This is a genomic window from Citrobacter sp. wls708 (genome assembly GCF_005281255.1).
Lineage (GTDB): Bacteria > Pseudomonadota > Gammaproteobacteria > Enterobacterales > Enterobacteriaceae > Citrobacter > Citrobacter werkmanii.
Window position 1 is genome coordinate 851,662 of sequence record NZ_SZXE01000015.1, and the last position, 20,508, is coordinate 872,169.

Here is a 20,508-nt window from a genome sequence, read left to right on the forward strand (position 1 = left end):
ACCAACTGGTCTACTGCACCGAAAATCTCACCGTCGCCACCTGTCCGGCGTCATCCATCACCAGCAGTTGGTAATCCCCTTTGACCGTCAGACGTAGCGTCAGGTGACGCCCGCGCTCGTCCAGACGTTGTCCGTTAAGAAACCACCAGCGATCGCCTGTTCCACCGCTGGTTTGCACCGGCAATGAAGCCTCTGGAGAACCAGGTAAACGCTTCACAATCGCGCCATCGCGCAGACCTGTCAACTGCAACGGTAACCCGGGATCCTGCCCCAACGGCGGACATGTGGCAGAAACAGGCGGTAATCTCGCCCCACGGCGCTCTGATTCCGGCAGCCATGGTTCAAGCGGCAAGGGCCAGACGATAAGCGTCTGTTCGCGCGCCTGCGGGCAATCCGCCGCCACGCGTTTGCCCTCTCCGTCCAGCCAGACAGGGAAACGAATGCCGTTAACGCCTTCCTGCTCGGGTAATAACAGTGTTGGCGGCTGACTGCCATCCAGTAGCCAGGTTGCCAGACGGCGGCGACAGTTACTGTCTCCAGCCGCAAGAGATTGCCCACCCGGCCAACATACCACGCCGCGGCTAACGGATTCAGGACGGGGGTCTTCCGGCTGATACGTCCCGCGAGAGAGCAGCAGATTGTTGACCTGATTGAGCAGCGGTACGGCGCTGGCAAAGCCAAACTGCCCCACCACCGGCGTACCGTCGGGCCTGCCGGTCCAGATGCCAATCACATAACGGGCGTTAATCCCAATCGCCCACGCATCGCGATAGCCATAGCTGGTACCCGTTTTCCACGCCAGAGGAACCACTCTGCTCAGTGCGTTATCCGGTAGCGGTTGTGCTTCGTCAGCCATAATCCGGCGAATAATCCACGCCGCGCCTGCCGACATCAGCGGGCGCTCCAGTAGCGGGTCTGCCGGCTGCAGGCGCAATTTACCCGCCTTCCCGTGGCGGGCAAAGGCGCTATACGCCGCCGCCATATCATCAAGCCTTGCCCCCGCCCCGCCCAAAATCAGCGACAGATTCGGCGCAGCCCCTGCGGGCAGATATAACGGTAAACCGACGTTACGTAACGATGCGGCAAAACGCTTCGGGCCATAGGCTTCCAGAACCTGGACCGCAGGTAAATTCAACGAACGTACCAGCGCCTCGCTCATACTTACCGGTCCGTGAAAACCACTGTCAAAATTCCCCGGTCGATAATCACCGGTTCGCCGTGGTACATCCTGCAACAACGAAGCGGGATGAATTAATCCGTCATCCAGCGCCAGACCATAGATAAACGGCTTCAGCACCGATCCCGGCGAGCGGATCGCATTCACCATATCCACATGACCAAAGCGGGAGTCATCATTCATATCCACTGACCCCACCCAGCCACGCACGCTCATATCGGTGTGATCGACCACAATCATCGCCAGCGAACTGCGCGCCGGCAATCGCCCTTTCCAGTTTTGCGCCAGCTCTTCGAGTTGCCGCTGCAACCCGGCGTCAAGGGTAGTCACGATTTTATCGCTGCGGCTTTTTCCCAGCATCATGCGCGAAAATAACGGCGCTAACTGCGGCATCTGCCTGGGGGCCAGCCAGACCGGCTCTTCGCGTGACTCCTGCACCTGTTTTGCGGACCAAATGCCCTGAATTGCCATACGTTCGAGCACTTTATTACGCGCCGCTTCAGCGCGCTCCGGCCAACGGTCCGGACGCAGACGGCTCGGCGCCTGTGGCAGCACAGCCAGCAATGCTGCATCGGAGTAGCTCAGTTGTGCAGGCGATTTGCCAAGATAGGCCCAGCTCGCTGCGCCCACGCCTTGCAGCGTGCCGCCAAACGGCGCACGGTTAAGATACAGCGTCAGAATGTCGCGCTTGGACAGATGCCATTCCAGTTGCAACGCGCGCCAGAGCTGGCGAAACTTGCCGCCAAAGGTGCGCGGGTGGGGATCGAGTAAACGCGCCACCTGCATGGTGAGCGTACTGCCGCCCGAGACGACACGCCCTGAGGAGAGGTCCTGCCATGCGGCGCGCAGCACTGAAAATGGATTGACCCCGGGGTGTTTCCAGAACCAACGGTCTTCGTAGTTAATTAAGGCCTGAAGGTAGCGGGGGGATACCTCATCAATCGTCACCGGATAACGCCAGATACCGTCCGTGTCGGCGAAGCGCCAGAGAGGCGTACCATCGTGCGCCACCACGACACGCGCGGGATCCACCTCATGAAGCGGCAGCGGCCAGATTTTGTCTGCCGCCCAAATCGCCATCACAAACACTAGCGCAACGGCTGCCAGCCAGAGCCAGCAGCCGCGTTTACCCAACCCGCGCATCATTTATGGTCTGACAATCAAAAGCCCCTCTGCCGCACCGGTTGCCCGCCACTGCGGAACATACATTGATTCCACCTGCGGGACGGGAACCTGATACGTTCCCGGTGTTACTGCTCTCGCCAGATAGACCAGCGTAACCGGCTGTCCTTCATTGACCGCCACCGCAGCGACAAAGCGATCGTCACGGAACTCAATATGCTGGATATCCGCCTGCTGCATCTGATTGAGCAGGTTCGCCACTTCGTTACCGCTATCCTGCAGACTGGCGCTGCCGTTAGCCAGATTTTGGTTTTCCAGCTCCAGTCCGGCAGGCAGTAAGTCGACGACCAGCGCATCCGGCACGTTCTGGCTGGCTTTAACGTCCAGCCAGACCAGCACCAGTTCGCCGCTGCGCAGAGAATCCAGTGATTTGCTGCTCCCGTCGAGTCCCAGGATCTGACGTTCAATATGCAGGACGTTGCTGGCAGGCGTCGGTGCGGTTTGCGGATAACCGCTGACATCCAGACGCAGCCACAGCGGCAGATTACCGGTATTCGTGACGCTCAGCGTGGACAGCTCGTCGGCATCCAGATTCCGGGTTTGCGATTTATCACCTGCTAACGGTTGTTCAGAGAGTGATGTTTGCGCCTGCCACGTGCCAGGTAAATCCTGTAACGTACGCGCGGCAAGGAACAACGCATTATTTTCCTGAGTAGAGAGCCAGCGCTGACCAAAGGCCTGTTCTGACAATGTGTTCAGCAACGTATTCTGCTCTTCAGGTTTGAGCTTGTTCTCTTCCAGCAATGCCAGCATCAGCGCGTTGTCGCGTAGCTGACTGCCGTAATCCGCCATCCACTGTTGTGCATCGCGACGCGGTGTATTCAGCGCCAACGTAAGCGCCTGTTCACTGCGATTAGCATCGCCCATGTTTTTCAGCGCGATCCCCAGTTGCAACAGCGGTAAACCAGAAGCCGCCTGAGCGCGGCGCTCCCAGATTTCACGCAGTGCGCCAAGCGGGGCTTTTTGCTGACGAGCCAACACCAGCGCGGCATAGGCCTGTACAGCAAACCGGCTTGCAGACGAGTCATCGGTATAACGAATCGACATCATCCCTGGATCCTGCAAATAACGCAGCAGCCGCTCGTTCCCCCGGTTAATCACCTCAACCGGGACGCTGTAGCCTTGTTCGTTCGCGCGGACGAGGAAATCCATTACGTACGCGGTCAGCCAGTACTCTTCCGGCCCGTTCTTATCCCACAGCGCAAAACCGCCGTTATCGCGCTGCATTTGCAGTAAACGGGAAATGCCAATCTCTACTGCCGCACGGCGTTTTTCATCACTGTCGCCCGCGATACCTAATGCCTTCAGTTGCGCGGCATTGGTGTATAAAGAGGGGAACAACCCGCTCGCCGTTTGCTCAAGACAACCGTAAGGGTAAGCTTTCAGTTCACGGATGTAGCGCGCCAGATTCAGCGGCGGTTTACCGCTAAACAGCAATTGTCCCTGCATTGTCACAGGAGAGAAATTAGCCAACTCTTCGCCTGGCAGCTGCCAGGTTGCCCCCGGCTGGAGCGCAACGCCATTATTGACAGTTTGCGCGGGAAACGCCGGGCGCACGCCAATCTTCCACTGTTTGTGCTGCACAGGCAGCGTCTCCCCTGGCAGAGACAGACCGCTAATCTGCGCCTGAATTTCCCCCTCGCCAAAGCCTTCCCGCGCGCGCACCGGAATAAACAGCGTAGTCCGTACGCCTGGCGCCAGATTCACAGGCGCAAGATCTTGCCCTATCAGTTCCAGTAAACCGCTGGCCGCGAGGTTAATATTCAGCGTCTGTGGTTTATCGGTCAGGTTGGTCACGTCCAGCGTCAGGCGCGAAGTATCTCCCCCCGCCAGAAAGCGCGGCATGTTCAGTTCAGCAATCACCGGCGCGGCGACAATCACTTTGCTTTCGCTGCTGCCAAAGTCATCCGCCGTCCAGGCCTGCGCCATGACCCGCAGCTCGCCGTTGAAATCACCAATCGGTAACGTCACCGTACCTTCGCCCTGCTCGTTAAGCGTGACCGGTAACGCCTGTTGCGCCACGATATTGACGTGATTAACCGGAGGCTTACCGCCACGCTTTAACTCATCGCCATCGCCACCAAAGCGCAGCGCCGCCAGACGTCCTTGTCCTTCGATGACCTGACCGTAGATATCATAAATATCCGCACCATAGCGTTTTTGTCCGAAAAACGCCTGCCATGGGTCGGGCGTAACGTAATCAGTGATGTTCAACACCCCGCTATCAACGGCAGAGACCAGTACGTTAACCTGTTTTGGCACGTCGCCATTTTTAACGCTGGCTTTAATCTTGACGGTTAATGGCTGATTTGGGCGTATTTTCGTCGGACTTTCCAGCACCAGTCCCAGACGACGATTTTCATCGCCCAGCGGTAAATGCAGCAACCCAACCGCCCGTTTTGGCGTCGCCGAACGGGATTTGTCGCCAGGACGAACCACCAGCGCACTGAGATACAAATCGTGGCGATTCCAGGTTTTATCGACTGGAATAGTGAGGTCCAGGCCATTCGCAGGCACGTCTATTTCTTGCCACCACAACGGTCCTTCGCTGGATTCTACCATCGCATAACCTTTGCCAGCCGCGGGGGCGGCAATATGCAGCTTCATGGTATCGCCAGGACGATAGCCGGGTTTATCCAGTTTCAGGGTCACACGATCGGGGCGAACAGAGCCGCTGCCGTCGCTATTATCCTGCCAGCTATAACCCGCCCAGAAGCGCACGCTGCTCACCGCATCATTCGGCGCTTTTACTTCCAGACGATAAGCGCCCCACTCAACCGGGAAGCTCACTTTACCGGTTTCATCGGCCTTAAGATCCAGAGTCTGCTCACCTTCGATCAGATCTTTTTGATCAAACTGCGATTGCCAGCCCTCGCCTTCAGTCCAGTTCCAGTAATAATCACGACGTTCGCGGATCAAACGCACCTGCAAGCCGGACACCGCTTTTTTATCGCCTTGCGCATCGGCATAAACGATATCGAAAGCAGCATTGCTGTCTTCATCGACGATAGGCTGATTCACCGTGGTGTCAGTGCGATAATCATAAACAGCTTTCGCCGCAAACTGCGGTCGAATCCCCGGCAGCGTATCCGCAGGCCAGATGGCTTGTTCAACCCGACGCGTCACCGGGCGGCCACCCGACTCCAGCAGGCTGGCTTGCAACACCACCTGTAACGGGGAATGCGTCTCCTGCCACTGGCTGTTGGCGGTCACTTCGCCGCGACCGTGATCGTCCAGCGTGAGCTGAACTTCATCAAGACTGCGGGAAAGGTTTTCTTCGGCAATATTACCAAACTGAAACCCCGGCAGTGTCTGCACCGCTTCGCGTAACGGGCGCAGGAAAAGCTGGCCTTGCAGAGCGTTGCCGTTGGCGGGCGCGCCGTACAGGTAGTAACCCACCACCGAGAATTTCACTTCATCAGTTGGCGCTACCGGCATTTTGCTGGCGGTGAGATTGAGCGCCATCCGCTCTGGCATAAAATCTTCAACGTGGAAATCCCACATCCGCGACTGGTTGTCGCCAGTATTGGCGCGAATATGCCACATACCGGTCGGCGCGCTGCTATCCAGCGGCCAGCTAAAGCGGTACAGACCGTTCTCCGGCTGGCTGACAACCGAGCGTAAAACCTGTCCGTCGGGCTTGACCACTTCCAGCTTCACCGGCTGGTCGGGCAACGTTTTACCGTCGCTGTCACGTAGTAATCCATTGAGGATCACCGTTTCACCGGGGCGATAGAGATCGCGCGGACCAAACATAAAGAACTGTTTGCTGTATCCCGGTGCGCCGGCAATATCAAACTCAGCCAGATCCAATGCCGGAAGTTTCAGGTCAAGCAGCGTAGTCTGCCCGTCTTTGCGGGCCAGCAATAAGGCAGCTTCTTTATCAGTCTTAAGCTGTACATGCCCCTGCGCGTCACTGGTGGCTTGCGCCAGCGTCTGCCCTTTTTCGTTGAGTAATGTGACGTCAATGCCCTGCTGCGCTGCGCCGTTTTCCAGACTCTGCGTAAAGATATCCAGTTGATTATGGTAACGATGCGCTGACACACCAATATCGCTGAGCGTAAACAGCGTCGCGGCATTACTGTAGTTGTATTTTCCGGCCTGATTCATCACCGCGATGTAAACACCAGCCTGCTGCAACGGTTTGATTTCGCTCAGCGGCAGCAACAGCTTTTCGCGAGTGTTGCGCGCAGGGTTGAGGTCAAAGCGTCCGGTATAGACCAGTTCCGCCATTTTCAGCAGATTATCGGATTCCCAGTTCGACAACGAATTGCGGTATTCCCACTGGCTGACAAACGCGCCGAGCGACTCTGGCTTCACGCGATAAAAATTCACATCCACACTGTTAACGTTGAGCGCCATCACCGGCAGCCCTTCAATCACTTTTCCCGGCAGTAGCGAACCGCGACTGGCGAACCCTACGCTCGGCTGGACGTCACGTGTGGTGATATTTTTTTCATAATCGATACCAAACGTCGCTTTATTCAGCGCCAGTAAATCACGCTCAATGGTAACCACCAGTTCCCGGTTAGGTTCGAGGTGCCGTAAGCGTAGCTCTTTCAGGTTTGGCGCCAGCTCCCAGGCACCATCGACTTTGCCGCTTTTTTTATCGACAACGTGCACTACGCGGGAAAAATCCTGTTCCGGATCGAGGGGAATGGAGAAGGTCAACACGAGCGTTGCCGCGCCGTCGAGCTGGACCTCTGAGGCATCTAACAGCGTCAGCGACTTGCCCTGACTTTGTTGCATCAGCTTCTCTAACTGGGTCTTGTCTTTTGCGGGCGCAGTCTGCGGAGCAGGTGCATCCGGCTTCGCAGCCGTCGTCGATTTTTCGTTATTATTATCACACCCGACAAGTGCCAGCATCAGCATGCAGGCCGCTACGCGTAAATGTTTCATTTTTCATCCCTGGCCGTAGTGGCCCGTTAGCTACGTAGAACAACTATTATGCGTTAGTTTTCAGGCTGTGGAAGCCAGTAAATGAACAACGTTGTCCTAATTTTCGTGATTAATGTGGATTCGCCTGACAAATCAGCCTCTTTTACTTGTCGCTTTGCACTAAACGTCCGACAATTTGCCAAAACCTGGTAAAAATGGAGATGCCTATGACCACCGCCTTCTTTGTCGCTGCCGACTGGCTTGCCGAACACATTGACGACCCGGAAATACAAATCCTTGATGCCCGGATGGCACCTCCAGGTCAGGAAGATCGCGATGTTGGCGAGGAGTATCGCGCAGGTCATATTCCTGGCGCCGTTTTTTTTGATATTGAAGCGCTTTCCGACCATACCTCGCCCTTGCCGCACATGATGCCGCGCCCGGAAGCCTTCGCTGTCGCGATGCGCGAATTGGGTGTTCATCAGGATAAACATCTGGTTGTCTACGATGACGGCAATCTGTTTTCGGCGCCGCGCGCATGGTGGATGCTGCGGACTTTTGGCGTCGAGAATGTCTCCATTCTGGCGGGCGGTCTTGCTGGCTGGCAGCGCGATGAGCTCATGCTGCAGGAAGGAAACGAGGAGTTACCCGAAGGCGAATTTAACGTCGCATTTACGCCTGAAGCCGTGGTGCGCGTCACCGATGTGCTGCTGGCCAGTCATGAAAAAACGGCGCAGATCGTCGATGCCCGCCCGGCTGCGCGTTTTAATGCCGAAGTTGACGAGCCGCGTCCAGGCCTGAAGCGTGGTCATGTACCCGGTGCGCTTAACGTTCCGTGGACAGAGCTGGTTCGTGACGGCGAACTCAAAACTACCGATGAGCTGGATGCTATTTTCTTCAGCCACGGCGTGAGCTTTGACCGCCCCATTATCGCCAGCTGCGGCTCCGGCGTAACGGCTGCCGTGGTGGTACTGGCGCTTGCCACGCTGGATGTTTCGAACGTCGCACTGTATGACGGGGCGTGGAGCGAATGGGGAGCGCGCAACGATTTACCGGTAGAACCATCTGAGGCTAAATAAAATCTGATTTACTCATCTTTTTCGCCCACAAAAAAACCGCCCAAATGAGCGGTTTTTTTGTGCCAGTCCGGTTCGCGGCCTTTCCAGCAGGCTATGTCACCATAGCAATGCAAGCGCGTCTCAGCAAACAAATACTCCCTTTTAAGGGAGCGAAAGTCAAGTTGATTAGCAGGGAAACTATTCAATATTTAGCGTATTATCTTCCCCGGCCCTTTCCGCCGTCTCGCAAACGGGCGCTGGCTTCAGGAAAGGATGTCCCATGGCCGTTTATGCAAGCGCGTCTCAGCGCTTGCTATCGCGGCATTATCGCCAGTGGTGCTGTCGTGATGCGGTCTTCGCATGGACCGCGCAATGAAGATACGATACTTCTGTATCGTGCTTGTTGTTTCTGGCGCGTTGTGTCTTCACGGGGATCGGGATTACCCAGGTAATTCCATACACGTGACGCTCAGCACCCAGGGCAAGTAAGCCTGGTAGCCGCCCTTCGGGGCGGCTTTCCTTCACTCAGATAATCCGGTTTTGTTTAAAGTCGCGCAGGAAGCCGCCCCAGCGGCGTTCGTAGAATGGTGCGATATGCTCGGTGATAAAGTGGCTGACACCCTTCTCGCCTTTCTTCACCTGGCAAATATCAATCGGTTCATCGCCCGGCAATGTGTCGGTCGCGACGCTGCCCGCAGCGTGGATGATCTCTTCAATATCACCGTCAGCTTCAATCCCGATCAACAGGTTTGGCTGAGCTTCCGCACTTTCTTTGATTGAGCAGAGAAACGCGCGTTTTACCGGCTTGATGGTTTTAAACAGCGTGGTCAGCGAGTCAATCATCTGCGCTGGAGGTTCAGCGACTTCAGAGAGGATCAGCGATTCGCCGCCTTCCAGTACCTCCTGGGTGCTTAGCGGACTCCCCTCATCACCGATCAGCAGACTGATTTCACGCGGCATAAACTCTTTGCCGGTCGGCAGTTTCGCGTTGAGAAACAGCGTTTCGCCGAGCGTCATTTCAAATAACGTACGCACCGGCATAACGACAAATGCTTGCTCATCTTCAACCGCCTGCTGCAGGGCCTCAAGGGAAGTAAAGAACGGGATCACGGTTGTGCCGTCTTCTTTTTCCCAGTGCTGAAGGTCGAGGGCACTGTCTTCAACCACCGCCTCGCCTTCTGCAGCAGTACCCGGCACCCAGACGGTGGATTCAAGTAAAGTACGGAAAAATGCCGGTCGATGCGCAGGCTCTGTCGCCGCTTGTTCCAGCAACGTTTCTAATTCATTTTTTGTTTCGGACATAAGGATCACAAATTGGATGAATACATGTAGGCCGGATAAGCGTAGCGCCATCCGGCAATACAGTCATGAATTATGCGGTCAGCAGATTCGCGATGGTGCGCACACCCAGACCGGTTGCGCCCGCAGACCACTGCTCAACTGGCGCTTTGCGATAAGTTGCAGAGCAGTCGATGTGCAGCCAGCCTTGCTGGTAGTTTTCCACAAAATGAGACAGGAAGCCTGCTGCAGTGCTCGCACCCGCCGGATAGGCCGCACTGCCGGTGTTATTCAGCTCGGCAAAGTTAGACGGCAGTTGACTACGGTGGAACTCAGCCAACGGCAGACGCCAGAACGGCTCGTTTTCTTGTGCCGCGCTTGCCAGCAGACGGGCAGCCAGCTTGTCGTCAAAACTGAACAACGCGTGATAATCGTTACCCAGGGCGGTTTTCGCGGCGCCGGTCAGCGTAGCTGCATCAATAATCAGCTCCGGTTTTTGCGCGCTGGCGTCGATCAGACCATCCGCCAGCACCAGGCGTCCTTCCGCATCGGTATTCATCACTTCCACTTTTTTGCCGTTGCGATAGTGAATAATATCGCCCAGCTTAAAGGCGTTGCCGCTGATCAGGTTATCCGCGCAGCACAGGTACAGCTTCACACGCTTGTTCAGACCACGGGTGATGGCAAACGCCAGCGCGCCGGTAACCGTTGCCGCACCGCCCATATCGGACTTCATTGAGTCCATAAATGCGCTTTGCTTGATGCTGTAACCGCCGGAGTCAAAAGTAATGCCTTTGCCAACCAAACAGGCGTAAACCGGGGCTTCTTTGTCGCCAGTCGGGTTGTAGTCCAGCGCCAGCAGCACCGGAGGACGCTCAGAACCGCGCCCCACGGTATGCAGCCCCATGTAGTTCTGCTCACGCAGATCTTCGCCTTTGGTGATGCGGTAAGAGACGTTATCGCAGGCAACAGAGCACAGCAGGTCGACCGCGCGCTGCGCCAGTTGTTCCGGGCCCAGTTCTTCCGCCGGGGCATTAATGGTATCGCGCACCCAGTCAATAATCTTCAGACGGTTATCCAGCTCTTTGCGCTGTGCTTCGTCAAGGGTAGCCCACTCAACTTTGCGACTGCCTTTCGGTCCTTTATAACCCTGCCAGAAAGCCCAGCTGCGTTCGGTATCCCAGCCTTCACCGTCCAGTTGCACATGTTTAATACCCAGGCCATCGATTTTACGCGCGGCGCGCTGGATAAGGCCGAGGTCATCTTTTCCGTTCAGGTGCAGGGTAATGCCTTCATTATTAATGCTGTATGTTGCCTTTTCACCCCAGCGGGCATCGGCAGGTTGCGTGGAAAGCGTAATTTTCATGGCTTCTGTCATTTTATTTATCCTTATTTTCGCGCATACAGGAAAACGGGCCACCCGTGGGCAGCCCGTTGACTTATTCGGCTTCGTCCAGCCAGACCAGTAAAATGGCCTCAAGGATTTTTTCGTTCGATGCCTGTGGATCATCATCGAACTCTTCCAGGTCACAGATCCATTGGTGCAGATCGGTGAAACGAACGGTCTTGGGATCGAGATCGGGGAAGGCGTCGTACAGCGCTTCACCGATTTCACGGCTATCGGTCCACTTCAGTCCCATACTACCCTCTGTTAATGCTCACGTGCATGATTGATTGTGTAACGTGGGATTTCGACCACTAAATCGTCCGCGGTTACCCGCGCCTGACAGCTTAAACGGCTCTCCGGCTCCAGGCCCCAGGCTTTATCCAGCATGTCGTCTTCTTCTTCCGTGCTTTCCGGCAAAGAATCAAAACCTTCACGTACGATGCAGTGACAGGTCGTACAGGCACAGGATTTTTCACAGGCATGTTCAATCTCGATGCCGTTACGCAGGGCAACGTCGAGAATGGTTTCGCCAGTCTCAGCTTCCAGAACTGCGCCATCGGGACAGAGATCCTGATGAGGCAAAATAACAATCTTTGGCATATTAAACCTCGTCCACGGAATGGCCTTTCAGCGCGCTACGGACGGATTTGTCCATGCGGCGAGCGGCGAATTCCTGGGTTTGTTTGTCTACGTTTTTAATGGCTTGTTCTATCGCGTCAACATCGTCACCCTGCGCAACCTCGCTCAAGTGCGCGGCGGCGGTGTCGATAGCCTGACGCTCTGCGGCGCTTAACAGCGCGGCATCAGCGTTCAGCGCACCGGATAAGCTTTCCAGTACACGTGCCGCTTCGACTTTCTGTTCTGCCAGCATACGGGCTTTGACGTCCTGCTCGGCAAAACTCATCGAATCCTGAATCATGGAGGCGATTTCACCGTCGGTCAGACCATAGGACGGTTTGACCTGAATGGAGGACTCAACGCCGGTGGATTTCTCCATAGCGGTGACGCTCAGCAGCCCATCGGCATCCACCTGAAAGGTCACACGGATATGCGCGCCGCCTGCTGGCAGCGCAGGAATACCGCGCAGCGCAAAGCGCGCCAGTGAACGACAGTCCTGCACCAGCTCACGCTCGCCTTGCATCACGTGGATGGACATCGCGGTCTGGCCGTCTTTAAAGGTGGTAAAGTCCTGCGCACGCGCCACCGGGATAGTGGTGTTACGCGGGATCACTTTCTCCACCAGACCGCCCATGGTTTCAAGGCCCAGGGACAGCGGAATGACGTCCAGCAGCAGCATTTCGCTGTCTGGTTTATTCCCGACCAGAATATCCGCCTGGATTGCCGCGCCGATAGCGACCACTTTATCCGGGTCGATAGAGGTCAGCGGCGTACGGCCAAAAAACTCACCAACGCGTTCACGTACCAGCGGCACGCGGGTTGAACCACCGACCATCACCACTTCCAACACATCCTGCGGCTCAACGCCCGCATCTTTCAGCGCGCGACGGCAGGCCAGCAGCGTACGCTTAACCAGTGCGGAAATCAGTTCATTGAAGGTTTCACGGGTGATTTCACCCTGCCATCCCGCCACGTTAACCGTTACAGAATCGGCGTCGCTGAGCGCAATTTTCGCCGCAATGGCGGCATCCAACAGTTCACGCTGTACGCGGTTGTCGCTGCGATCGGCAACCCCCGCCTGCTCGCGAATGTAATCGGCGAGCAGATGGTCAAAATCATCGCCGCCGAGCGCGGAATCACCGCCGGTCGCCAGCACTTCGAACACGCCGCGGCTCAGGCGCAGAATAGAAATATCAAAGGTACCGCCGCCAAGGTCATAGACTGCGATCACGCCTTCCTGACCGGAGTCCAGGCCATAAGCGATCGCCGCAGCGGTCGGCTCATTCAGCAGACGTAATACGTGCAGACCAGCCAGGCGCGCGGCGTCTTTGGTTCCCTGACGCTGTGCATCGTCAAAATATGCCGGAACGGTGATCACGACGCCGTCCAGTTCACCGGACAGCGATTCGGTTGCCCGCGCGGCCAGCGCTTTCAAAATGTCAGCAGATACGCGCACCGGATTAAGTAAACCGGCAGCGGTTTCAATCATCGGCAGGCCGTTTTCACTGGCCTGAAACGTATAAGGCTGATGCGGATAGCGCACCTGGATATCCGCCAGAGAGCGGCCCATCATGCGTTTTACCGAACTAACGGTATTGGTCGGGTCAAGCGCGGCATTGGCGCGGGCATCGTAACCGACAGAGTAGCCCTGCGGCTGATAGTGAACCACTGACGGCAACAGGTGGCGACCCTCATGGTCTGCCAGCGTTTCGGCCTGGCCGCTGCGTACGGTTGCAACCAGGGAGTTGGTAGTGCCTAAATCGATACCTACCGCCAGACGACGCTGGTGCGGCGCGGCGCTCAGACCAGGCTCACTAATTTGTAATAAGGCCATTTTCGCTTCCGGAAATTAAAAATCGAGCAGTTTTTCTTCGAGTTGTTCTGCACTGCTTCGCAGTTTATCGAGAAAACGCAGCTTACGCACGGTATCCGCCGCCGCGTCCCACATCTCGTTATCCAGCTGTTCAACCATCAGTTGATGGCGACTTTCAAACATTTTTTTCACGCGCTGGATAAAACTTTCCAGTCGCGATTCGTCTTTCGTCTGCCCGATCTCGTCAAGCTCTTCCCGCAGTTCCAGTTGCTCCATCAGGAACGCGGTATCACGCACCGTGTGCTGCTCATTGCGAATATCAAAACCGTGTAAAGACAATAAGTATTCGGCGCGCATCAAGGGATGACGCAGCGTTTGCCAGGCCTGGTTGATAGTGGCGGACTGCGAAACCGCAGCAAGTTGTTCCGCCTGAGAACCGCTGGCGAATTTATCAGGATGATACTGACGTTGTAGATCCTGAAAACGGATCGTCAGGGCCTGGAGATCAATAGGATATTGAGCGGGTAATCCGAAGAGAGTGAAGTAATCCATAACTATCTCTGGGGTAGCCTGTTAGAACAAACCCCACACGTAAAATCATGCGTGTGGGGTTATCGGTGAGCGCGTTATACGTGGAAGCTTTCGCCGCATCCACATTCGTCTTTCACATTCGGGTTAGTGAACTTAAACCCTTCGTTCAGACCTTCTTTGACGAAGTCTAACTGCGTACCGTCGAGAAATTGCAGGCTCTTACCGTCGACCACAACTTTAACGCCTTTGTCTTCAAACACGGTATCTTCAGCCGCCGGCTCGTCAACAAATTCCAGTACATAGGCCATACCTGAGCAGCCGGAGGTTCTCACGCCCAGACGCAGGCCAAACCCCTTACCGCGGTTAGCCAGGAAGGTATTTACACGCGCTGCTGCACTGTCGCTTAAGGTAATCGACATAATAAAACCTCAACTCTTAATTATTTTGCTTCACGTTTGCTTTTGTAATCCGCAATCGCGGCTTTAATCGCGTCTTCAGCCAGGATAGAGCAGTGAATTTTCACCGGTGGCAGTTCAAGCTCGTCGGCGATATCGGTGTTTTTAATCGCCTGTGCTTCGTCCAGAGATTTCCCTTTTACCCATTCGGTAACCAGAGAGCTGGAGGCAATAGCGGAACCGCAGCCGTAAGTCTTGAAACGCGCGTCTTCAATGATACCCTCATTGTTGACTTTGATCTGCAACTTCATCACGTCGCCACAGGCCGGTGCGCCGACCATGCCGCTACCCACGTTCTCGTCGCTGTTGTCAAAAGAGCCCACGTTACGTGGATTCTCGTAGTGATCGATAACTTTTTCGCTGTAAGCCATGTTGAATTCTCCTTATTGGTGCCGAATTAGTGATGTGACCATTCAATACTGTTCAAATCCACGCCCTGTTTGAACATTTCCCACAGTGGAGAAAGGTCGCGCAGACGGCCAATGGAGTTGCGAACCAGATTGATGGCGTAGTCAATCTCTTCTTCGGTAGTGAAACGACCTAAAGAGAAACGAATTGAGCTGTGTGCCAGCTCGTCGGTCATACCCAGCGCGCGCAGTACGTAGGATGGCTCCAGGCTTGCTGAAGTACATGCAGAACCGGAGGATACCGCCAGGTCTTTCAACGCCATAATCAGCGACTCGCCTTCAACAAAGTTGAAGCTGACGTTGAGAATGTTCGGTGCGCCCTGTTCGAGATCGCCGTTCAGGTACACTTCTTCCATGTCCTTCACGCCGTTCCACAGACGGTTACGCAGACTGCGCAGACGCGCCATCTCGGTTTCCATCTCTTCTTTCGCGATACGGTACGCTTCACCCATGCCAACGATCTGGTGGACAGGCAAAGTACCGGAACGCATGCCGCGCTCGTGACCGCCGCCGTGCATCTGCGCTTCGATACGAATACGCGGTTTACGACGCACGTACAGCGCGCCGATACCTTTCGGACCATAGATTTTGTGGCCGGAGAAGGACATCAGGTCAACTTTCAGTTGGCTCAGGTCGATAGGCAGTTTGCCCACGCTCTGAGTGGCGTCAACGTGATAGATGATGCCGCGCGCACGGCACATTTCACCGATAGTCGCGATATCCTGCACCACGCCAATTTCGTTGTTCACGTGCATGATGGACACGAGGATAGTGTCGTCACGCATTGCCGCTTCAAGTTCTTTCAGGTCGATAATACCGTTACGCTGTGGGGCGAGGTAAGTGACTTCAAACCCTTCGCGCTCCAACTGACGGCAGGTATCCAGCACGGCTTTGTGTTCGGTTTTGCTGGTGATGATGTGCTTGCCTTTTTTCTGATAAAAGTTGGCTGCACCTTTAATCGCCAGGTTATCGGATTCCGTCGCACCGGAGGTAAAGACGATTTCACGCGGATCGGCACCGACCAGATCAGCGATCTGATTACGGGCGATATCTACCGCCTCTTCAGCATGCCAGCCAAAACGGTGTGAACGGGAAGCTGGGTTACCAAAGTTTCCGTCCAGGGTCAGACACTGCATCATTTTCTCGGCAACACGCGGGTCCACCGGCGTGGTTGCGGAGTAATCGAGATAGATCGGTAATTTCATTGCTCTATAAACTCCGTACATCGCTTCAATGCAAGGAACCAGGCAACCGGCTGGATGTACGACCGAGTTAACGGGGCGTTTAACACCCCGGCCTGATTCTAAAATACTTTTATTATGCGCGTAACTTAACGTCGATCGCGTCTTGAGCACGATTAGTGCGTGGAGCGTCATGCGTGTGCTGGCGACCAGACACATCCAGGACTTCCTGATTATTCACCAGTTCGCCCAACGTAATGTTGTTGAGGAAACCGGTCAGACGATCGCTCAGATCGCGCCACAGCGCGTGGGTCAGGCATTTATCACCGCCCTGACAACCGCCTTTGCCCTGGCAACGGGTCGCATCTACAGACTCGTCGACAGCGCTAATGACTTCACCTACTGCGATGCTGCCGGCATCTTTACCCAGCAGATACCCGCCGCCTGGTCCACGTACGCTTGAAACCAGACCGTTTTTACGCAAACGGGAAAACAGCTGCTCCAGATATGACAGGGAAATTCCCTGACGTTCAGAAATATCAGCCAACGGTACCGGGCCCGTTTCTGAGTTGAGCGCAACGTCCAACATTGCGGTCACGGCATAACGCCCTTTTGATGTCAGTCTCATGTCTTACTTAGCCTCAAACTCGCCCCTGCCCGGGGTTTTTTATTGTAAAATGGGGGTATTGCATAGCAGGGGCAAGTCTGACATTCCCGACTAAATCAGTCAACTATTTACTTGACTAATTTAGTCAGGTATTTAACCTTCAGTGCCGTTTTCACTTGCAGGAGGCGTTTCGCTTACTTGCCTTTATTCTGCTGTTCGATAGATGCCAGAATCCCGCGCAGGATATTCAGCTCCTGACTCTCAGGACGCGCGCGCGTAAACAGACGGCGCAGCTTGTTCATCACTTGTCCCGGATGGCCTTCGCGAATAAACCCGGTCGACAGCAGCGTTTGTTCCAGATGACCGTAAAAACGCTCTAAATCATCCACCAGCGGATACTCAGCTTCTTCATATTCGACGCTCTTATCACCTTCCTGCGTCGCCAGCCAGGCCATGCGGACTTCATAAGAGATAACCTGCACCGCCATCGCCAGGTTGAGCGAACTGTATTCCGGGTTCGCGGCAATGGCGACGTGATAATGGCATTTTTGCAGTTCTTCGTTGGTCAGGCCAACGCGTTCACGACCAAATACCAGCGCCACCGGCGTATTCGCCGCTTCAGAGACGCTTTTTAAGCCGCATTCGCGCGGGTCCAGCATCGGCCACGGCAACGTACGGGAACGCGCGCTGGTGCCTACTACCAGACTACAACCCGCCAGCGCTTCATCGAGGGTATCGACGATCTGCGCGCTGCCGATCACATCGCTGGCGCCTGCCGCCAGGGCGATGGCCTGCGAGTCCGGTTTGACCAGTGGATTAACCAGCCACAGATTGGTTAAACCCATGGTTTTCATTGCGCGGGCCACAGAGCCCATGTTGCCAGTGTGAGAGGTTTCCACCAGCACAATTCGAATATTTTGCAGCATTGTATTTCTTCGGCTAAAGATTATTCGGGCATATTATCATAAAACGAAGACATATTCCGAACTCGCTGCTATACTCTGCGCCGTTTTCCCGTTCTTTAACATCCAGTGAGAGAGACCGATGCATCCGATGCTGACCATCGCCGTGCGCGCAGCGCGCAAGGCGGGTAATGTAATTGCCAAACACTACGAAACGCCAGACTCTGTAGAAACCAGCCAGAAAGGCAGCAATGATTTCGTGACTAACGTCGATAAAGCCGCCGAAGCGATTATTATCGAAACTATTCGCAAATCTTACCCACAGCACACCATCATCACCGAAGAAAGCGGTGAACATGTTGGTGAAGATTTGGATGTTCAATGGGTTATCGATCCACTGGATGGCACCACCAACTTCGTAAAACGCCTGCCGCACTTCGCGGTATCTATCGCAGTACGCATTAAAGGCCGTACTGAGGTTGCCGTTGTTTACGATCCAATGCGTAATGAACTGTTCACCGCAACCCGCGGTCAGGGCGCGCAGCTTAACGGTTACCGTCTGCGTGGCAGCACGGCTCGCGATCTGGACGGCACCATCATTGCCACCGGCTTCCCGTTCAAAGCGAAACAACACGCCGCTTCTTACATGAAAATCCTTGGCAACATGTTTACCGAATGCGCTGACTTCCGCCGTACCGGTTCTGCCGCGCTGGATCTGGCCTACGTTGCCGCAGCCCGCGTTGACGGTTATTTCGAAATTGGTCTGCGCCCGTGGGATTTCGCCGCAGGCGAGCTGATAGCGCGTGAAGCTGGCGCCCTGGTGTGCGACTTCACCGGCGGCCATAACTACATGGCGACCGGCAACATCGTTGCAGGTAACCCGCGCGTAGTGAAAGCCATGCTGGCTAACATGCGTGACGAACTGAGCGACGCGCTGAAGCGCTAATCGTTTGATGCCGGATGGCGGCTAGCGCCTTATCCGGCCTACCTGGGAAGTTCCCCGTAGGCCTGATAAGCGAAGCGCCATCAGGCATTCATCCTACAACAGTGCTAAAACGGTCTTATCCCTCGCCCCACCGGCACTGCGCTCATCCACATCACCACCGCTGCCGCAATTAATACCGTGCCCCCGGCTAACGCCAGCGTCGTCCAGCCAATCTGTCGCCACAGCACCGGCGCTTTATGCCCGCTAAGTCTCACCGCCAGCGTGCGGAAACTGTGTACCAATAAAGCCAGTGACGTAATCGTCAAAGAGGTGCCCGCCGCCATCGCCAGCGCCGACGCCATGCCCCAGTAAAAGACGCCAATCACTTTGCTGAACAGCAGTACCATGATGGCCCCGGAGCATGGGCGCATCCCCATAGACAGAATAATCATCAGCCGGGCGCGCCAGTCATCACCGCTTTGCACCTGTTCCGGCTGCGGTAAATGCTGATGCCCGCAGCCACAGCCGTCGTGATGCACATGGCGCGGCGTGAAGGCGGTAAACGTTGGCCGCTTTAGCAATAAGCGCAGTTTTTTCAGCGCCCGCCAGCACAGCAGCAGGCCTAACACGCCCACCAGCACATAGCTCCCTCTCTCCAGCCAGAAGCTGCTCATATGCAGTTGCCGCGCAGGCAACTGCAAGACGGTGAGCACGATAACGACCAGACCAATCGCGACCAGTCCTTGTAATAAAGACGACGCCAGCGTCAGGCCGATACTGGATTTGAGTTTTGACGGGTGCGTCGCAAGCCAGGTGGTAATCACCACTTTTCCATGTCCCGGCCCCAGCGCATGCAGAACGCCGTAGAGAAAACTAAACAGTAGCAGCGATCCCCCTGCCTGAGTCGGACTGGCAGCAACCGCTTTCAGCAATCCGCTCATCTGTTGGTTTACTTCGCGCTGCCAGACGATGCTTTTCATCATCACCTGCGGCCAGGCCAGCCATAGCCACAGTATGCCGCCTGCCGCCAGCAGCAAAAATAGCGCCAGCGGCCACAGCGTGAGCCAGCGACGTCCGGTGGGTCGTGGTTGATAAACTACTGACATTGCAGCGTTACCGTTTGTGCGAACTGTTTACCCAACTCCATATCCTCCGGCGGGGCGTCTTCTTTATCCAGCGACTGCGCAAAGATCAGCGTTTGTTCATTCGGCGTCGGGGTGTGTACTGAAATACGGCATTGCTGGCTGATCGCCTGCGACAGCCGGGCATCGCTATCCTGGTCATAGCTCATGTCCACATAGTAGGTCGGATCGAAGGTTGAAATGGTATATTTTTGACCACTCAGCGGCTGTGGTTCAGCTAAGGGTAGAACGAACGTCAGCACCGCCTGATGTTCCTCACGTTCCATGCCGTATTCCGTCGGCCTGTTTTTAAACTTTACCTTTTGCCCTTCATGCCACACTTCAGTGAAATAATGCTGCCCAAGCACATTCGCCATCACTTCCGCCGCCAGTTTTTTCCAGATCTCCGAGCCAGGTTTAGCATTCCCCGCATCGTAAAGCAGATCTGCCGAGGTGATTTCATCCATCGTCCAGCGCATTTTCAGCGCCACGAACTGATTATTCTCGCTCACTATCTCGGTTTTCAAATGGATAAAGCTGTGGGGATGCGCACCTGCGCCAAAGGACAGGACAGCAAGAAACAACGTTACAATGATGTGCTTAACACGCTGCATGACTTCTCCACGATAAAAATCCAGGCCGCCAGAAATAATGGTGTGTTTGGCGAAAGAGTGCTGAGGATAACATTGAACGAAAAAATGTTGAGCCCCCTTTTCCGGTATCGATTCAGTTCTCAATTTCGACAATTCTTTCTCCAGCAACACCCGTCTGAATCCCTTTTCGTCGCCACAACTTATGCAAAATGATAATAAATTGTTAATTAAAAGTTTTATTTTAATTATTTATTAACAATAATTTTGCTGGTATGGATATAAAACCCCATGAATTTAACCAATATTTAACCAATATTTTTCTTTAAATTTACAATAACGGACATAGATCACATTCACAGAACTTATGATTCATTCCCTCTTCCATTCGTAGTTAA

General features: G+C 55.0%; 18 protein-coding genes. 3 read left to right on the forward strand and 15 right to left on the reverse strand.

The window, feature by feature from the left end; genetic code table 11:
• Nucleotides 1–10: 10 nt before the first annotated feature.
• The gene (gene pbpC / locus FDW97_RS09310; RefSeq protein ID WP_137350946.1) at nt 11–2,323 is read right to left on the reverse strand and encodes a peptidoglycan glycosyltransferase PbpC; all 2,313 of its coding nucleotides are present in this window, start codon (nt 2,321–2,323) and stop codon (nt 11–13) included.
• Nucleotides 2,324–7,258, reverse strand: coding sequence for an alpha-2-macroglobulin (locus tag FDW97_RS09315; RefSeq protein WP_137350947.1), 4,935 nt, complete (start codon nt 7,256–7,258; stop codon nt 2,324–2,326).
• Between the two features lie 206 nt (nt 7,259–7,464).
• Here FDW97_RS09315 and sseA point away from each other — a divergent pair, with 206 nt between their 5' ends.
• Both sseA and timP read left to right on the forward strand, forming a co-directional pair.
• Nucleotides 7,465–8,316: a 3-mercaptopyruvate sulfurtransferase gene (gene sseA, locus FDW97_RS09320; RefSeq protein WP_085049321.1), complete on the forward strand. Its 852-nt coding sequence runs from the start codon at nt 7,465–7,467 to the stop codon at nt 8,314–8,316.
• 351 nt (nt 8,317–8,667) lie between these two features.
• Nucleotides 8,668–8,784: a small toxic inner membrane protein TimP gene (gene timP / locus FDW97_RS23640; protein WP_249359792.1), complete on the forward strand. Its 117-nt coding sequence runs from the start codon at nt 8,668–8,670 to the stop codon at nt 8,782–8,784.
• Between the two features lie 36 nt (nt 8,785–8,820).
• Here timP and sseB read toward each other — a convergent pair whose 3' ends face one another.
• The 11 genes from sseB to trmJ all read right to left on the reverse strand — a co-directional run bounded on the left by sseB (nt 8,821) and on the right by trmJ (nt 17,498).
• Nucleotides 8,821–9,597, reverse strand: a complete 777-nt coding sequence (gene sseB / locus FDW97_RS09325; RefSeq protein ID WP_006683467.1) for an enhanced serine sensitivity protein SseB — start codon at nt 9,595–9,597, stop codon at nt 8,821–8,823.
• Nucleotides 9,598–9,667: 70 nt separating this feature from the next.
• Complete coding sequence (pepB, locus tag FDW97_RS09330) at nt 9,668–10,951, reverse strand: aminopeptidase PepB (RefSeq protein ID WP_085049320.1); 1,284 nt, start codon at nt 10,949–10,951, stop codon at nt 9,668–9,670.
• A gap of 61 nt (nt 10,952–11,012) precedes the next feature.
• The gene (gene iscX, locus FDW97_RS09335; protein WP_003037694.1) at nt 11,013–11,213 is read right to left on the reverse strand and encodes a Fe-S cluster assembly protein IscX; all 201 of its coding nucleotides are present in this window, start codon (nt 11,211–11,213) and stop codon (nt 11,013–11,015) included.
• Nucleotides 11,214–11,224: 11 nt separating this feature from the next.
• Nucleotides 11,225–11,560: an ISC system 2Fe-2S type ferredoxin gene (fdx, locus tag FDW97_RS09340; protein ID WP_137350948.1), complete on the reverse strand. Its 336-nt coding sequence runs from the start codon at nt 11,558–11,560 to the stop codon at nt 11,225–11,227.
• A 1-nt stretch (nt 11,561) separates the two neighbouring features.
• Nucleotides 11,562–13,412, reverse strand: coding sequence for a Fe-S protein assembly chaperone HscA (gene hscA, locus FDW97_RS09345; RefSeq protein WP_137347047.1), 1,851 nt, complete (start codon nt 13,410–13,412; stop codon nt 11,562–11,564).
• Between the two features lie 15 nt (nt 13,413–13,427).
• A complete protein-coding gene (gene hscB, locus FDW97_RS09350) occupies nt 13,428–13,943 on the reverse strand; it encodes a co-chaperone HscB (protein ID WP_137347046.1) in 516 nt (171 codons plus the stop codon).
• A 74-nt stretch (nt 13,944–14,017) separates the two neighbouring features.
• Nucleotides 14,018–14,341 carry an iron-sulfur cluster assembly protein IscA gene (gene iscA, locus FDW97_RS09355; protein WP_003037681.1) on the reverse strand — a complete coding sequence of 108 codons (324 nt, stop codon included), beginning with the start codon at nt 14,339–14,341 and terminating at the stop codon, nt 14,018–14,020.
• A 20-nt stretch (nt 14,342–14,361) separates the two neighbouring features.
• The gene (iscU, locus tag FDW97_RS09360; protein WP_002913991.1) at nt 14,362–14,748 is read right to left on the reverse strand and encodes a Fe-S cluster assembly scaffold IscU; all 387 of its coding nucleotides are present in this window, start codon (nt 14,746–14,748) and stop codon (nt 14,362–14,364) included.
• A 26-nt stretch (nt 14,749–14,774) separates the two neighbouring features.
• On the reverse strand, nt 14,775–15,989 hold the full coding sequence (iscS, locus tag FDW97_RS09365) for a cysteine desulfurase (protein ID WP_038642631.1): 1,215 nt from the start codon (nt 15,987–15,989) through the stop codon (nt 14,775–14,777).
• Between the two features lie 112 nt (nt 15,990–16,101).
• Nucleotides 16,102–16,593 carry a Fe-S cluster assembly transcriptional regulator IscR gene (gene iscR / locus FDW97_RS09370; RefSeq protein ID WP_003037674.1) on the reverse strand — a complete coding sequence of 164 codons (492 nt, stop codon included), beginning with the start codon at nt 16,591–16,593 and terminating at the stop codon, nt 16,102–16,104.
• 173 nt (nt 16,594–16,766) lie between these two features.
• Complete coding sequence (gene trmJ / locus FDW97_RS09375; RefSeq protein ID WP_069324453.1) at nt 16,767–17,498, reverse strand: tRNA (cytosine(32)/uridine(32)-2'-O)-methyltransferase TrmJ; 732 nt, start codon at nt 17,496–17,498, stop codon at nt 16,767–16,769.
• 118 nt (nt 17,499–17,616) lie between these two features.
• Between trmJ and suhB the strand changes: the two genes are divergently transcribed.
• A complete protein-coding gene (gene suhB, locus FDW97_RS09380; protein ID WP_003835237.1) occupies nt 17,617–18,420 on the forward strand; it encodes an inositol-1-monophosphatase in 804 nt (267 codons plus the stop codon).
• 104 nt (nt 18,421–18,524) lie between these two features.
• Here the strand turns inward: suhB and FDW97_RS09385 are convergent, their stop codons facing one another.
• Both FDW97_RS09385 and FDW97_RS09390 read right to left on the reverse strand, forming a co-directional pair.
• Entirely contained in the window at nt 18,525–19,505 is a 981-nt protein-coding gene (locus FDW97_RS09385) for a nickel/cobalt transporter (protein ID WP_137350949.1), read from the reverse strand.
• Nucleotides 19,496–20,134, reverse strand: a complete 639-nt coding sequence (locus FDW97_RS09390; RefSeq protein ID WP_069324451.1) for a DUF1007 family protein — start codon at nt 20,132–20,134, stop codon at nt 19,496–19,498. The genes FDW97_RS09385 and FDW97_RS09390 overlap by 10 nt, the downstream gene beginning before the upstream one ends.
• Nucleotides 20,135–20,508: the final 374 nt, after the last annotated feature.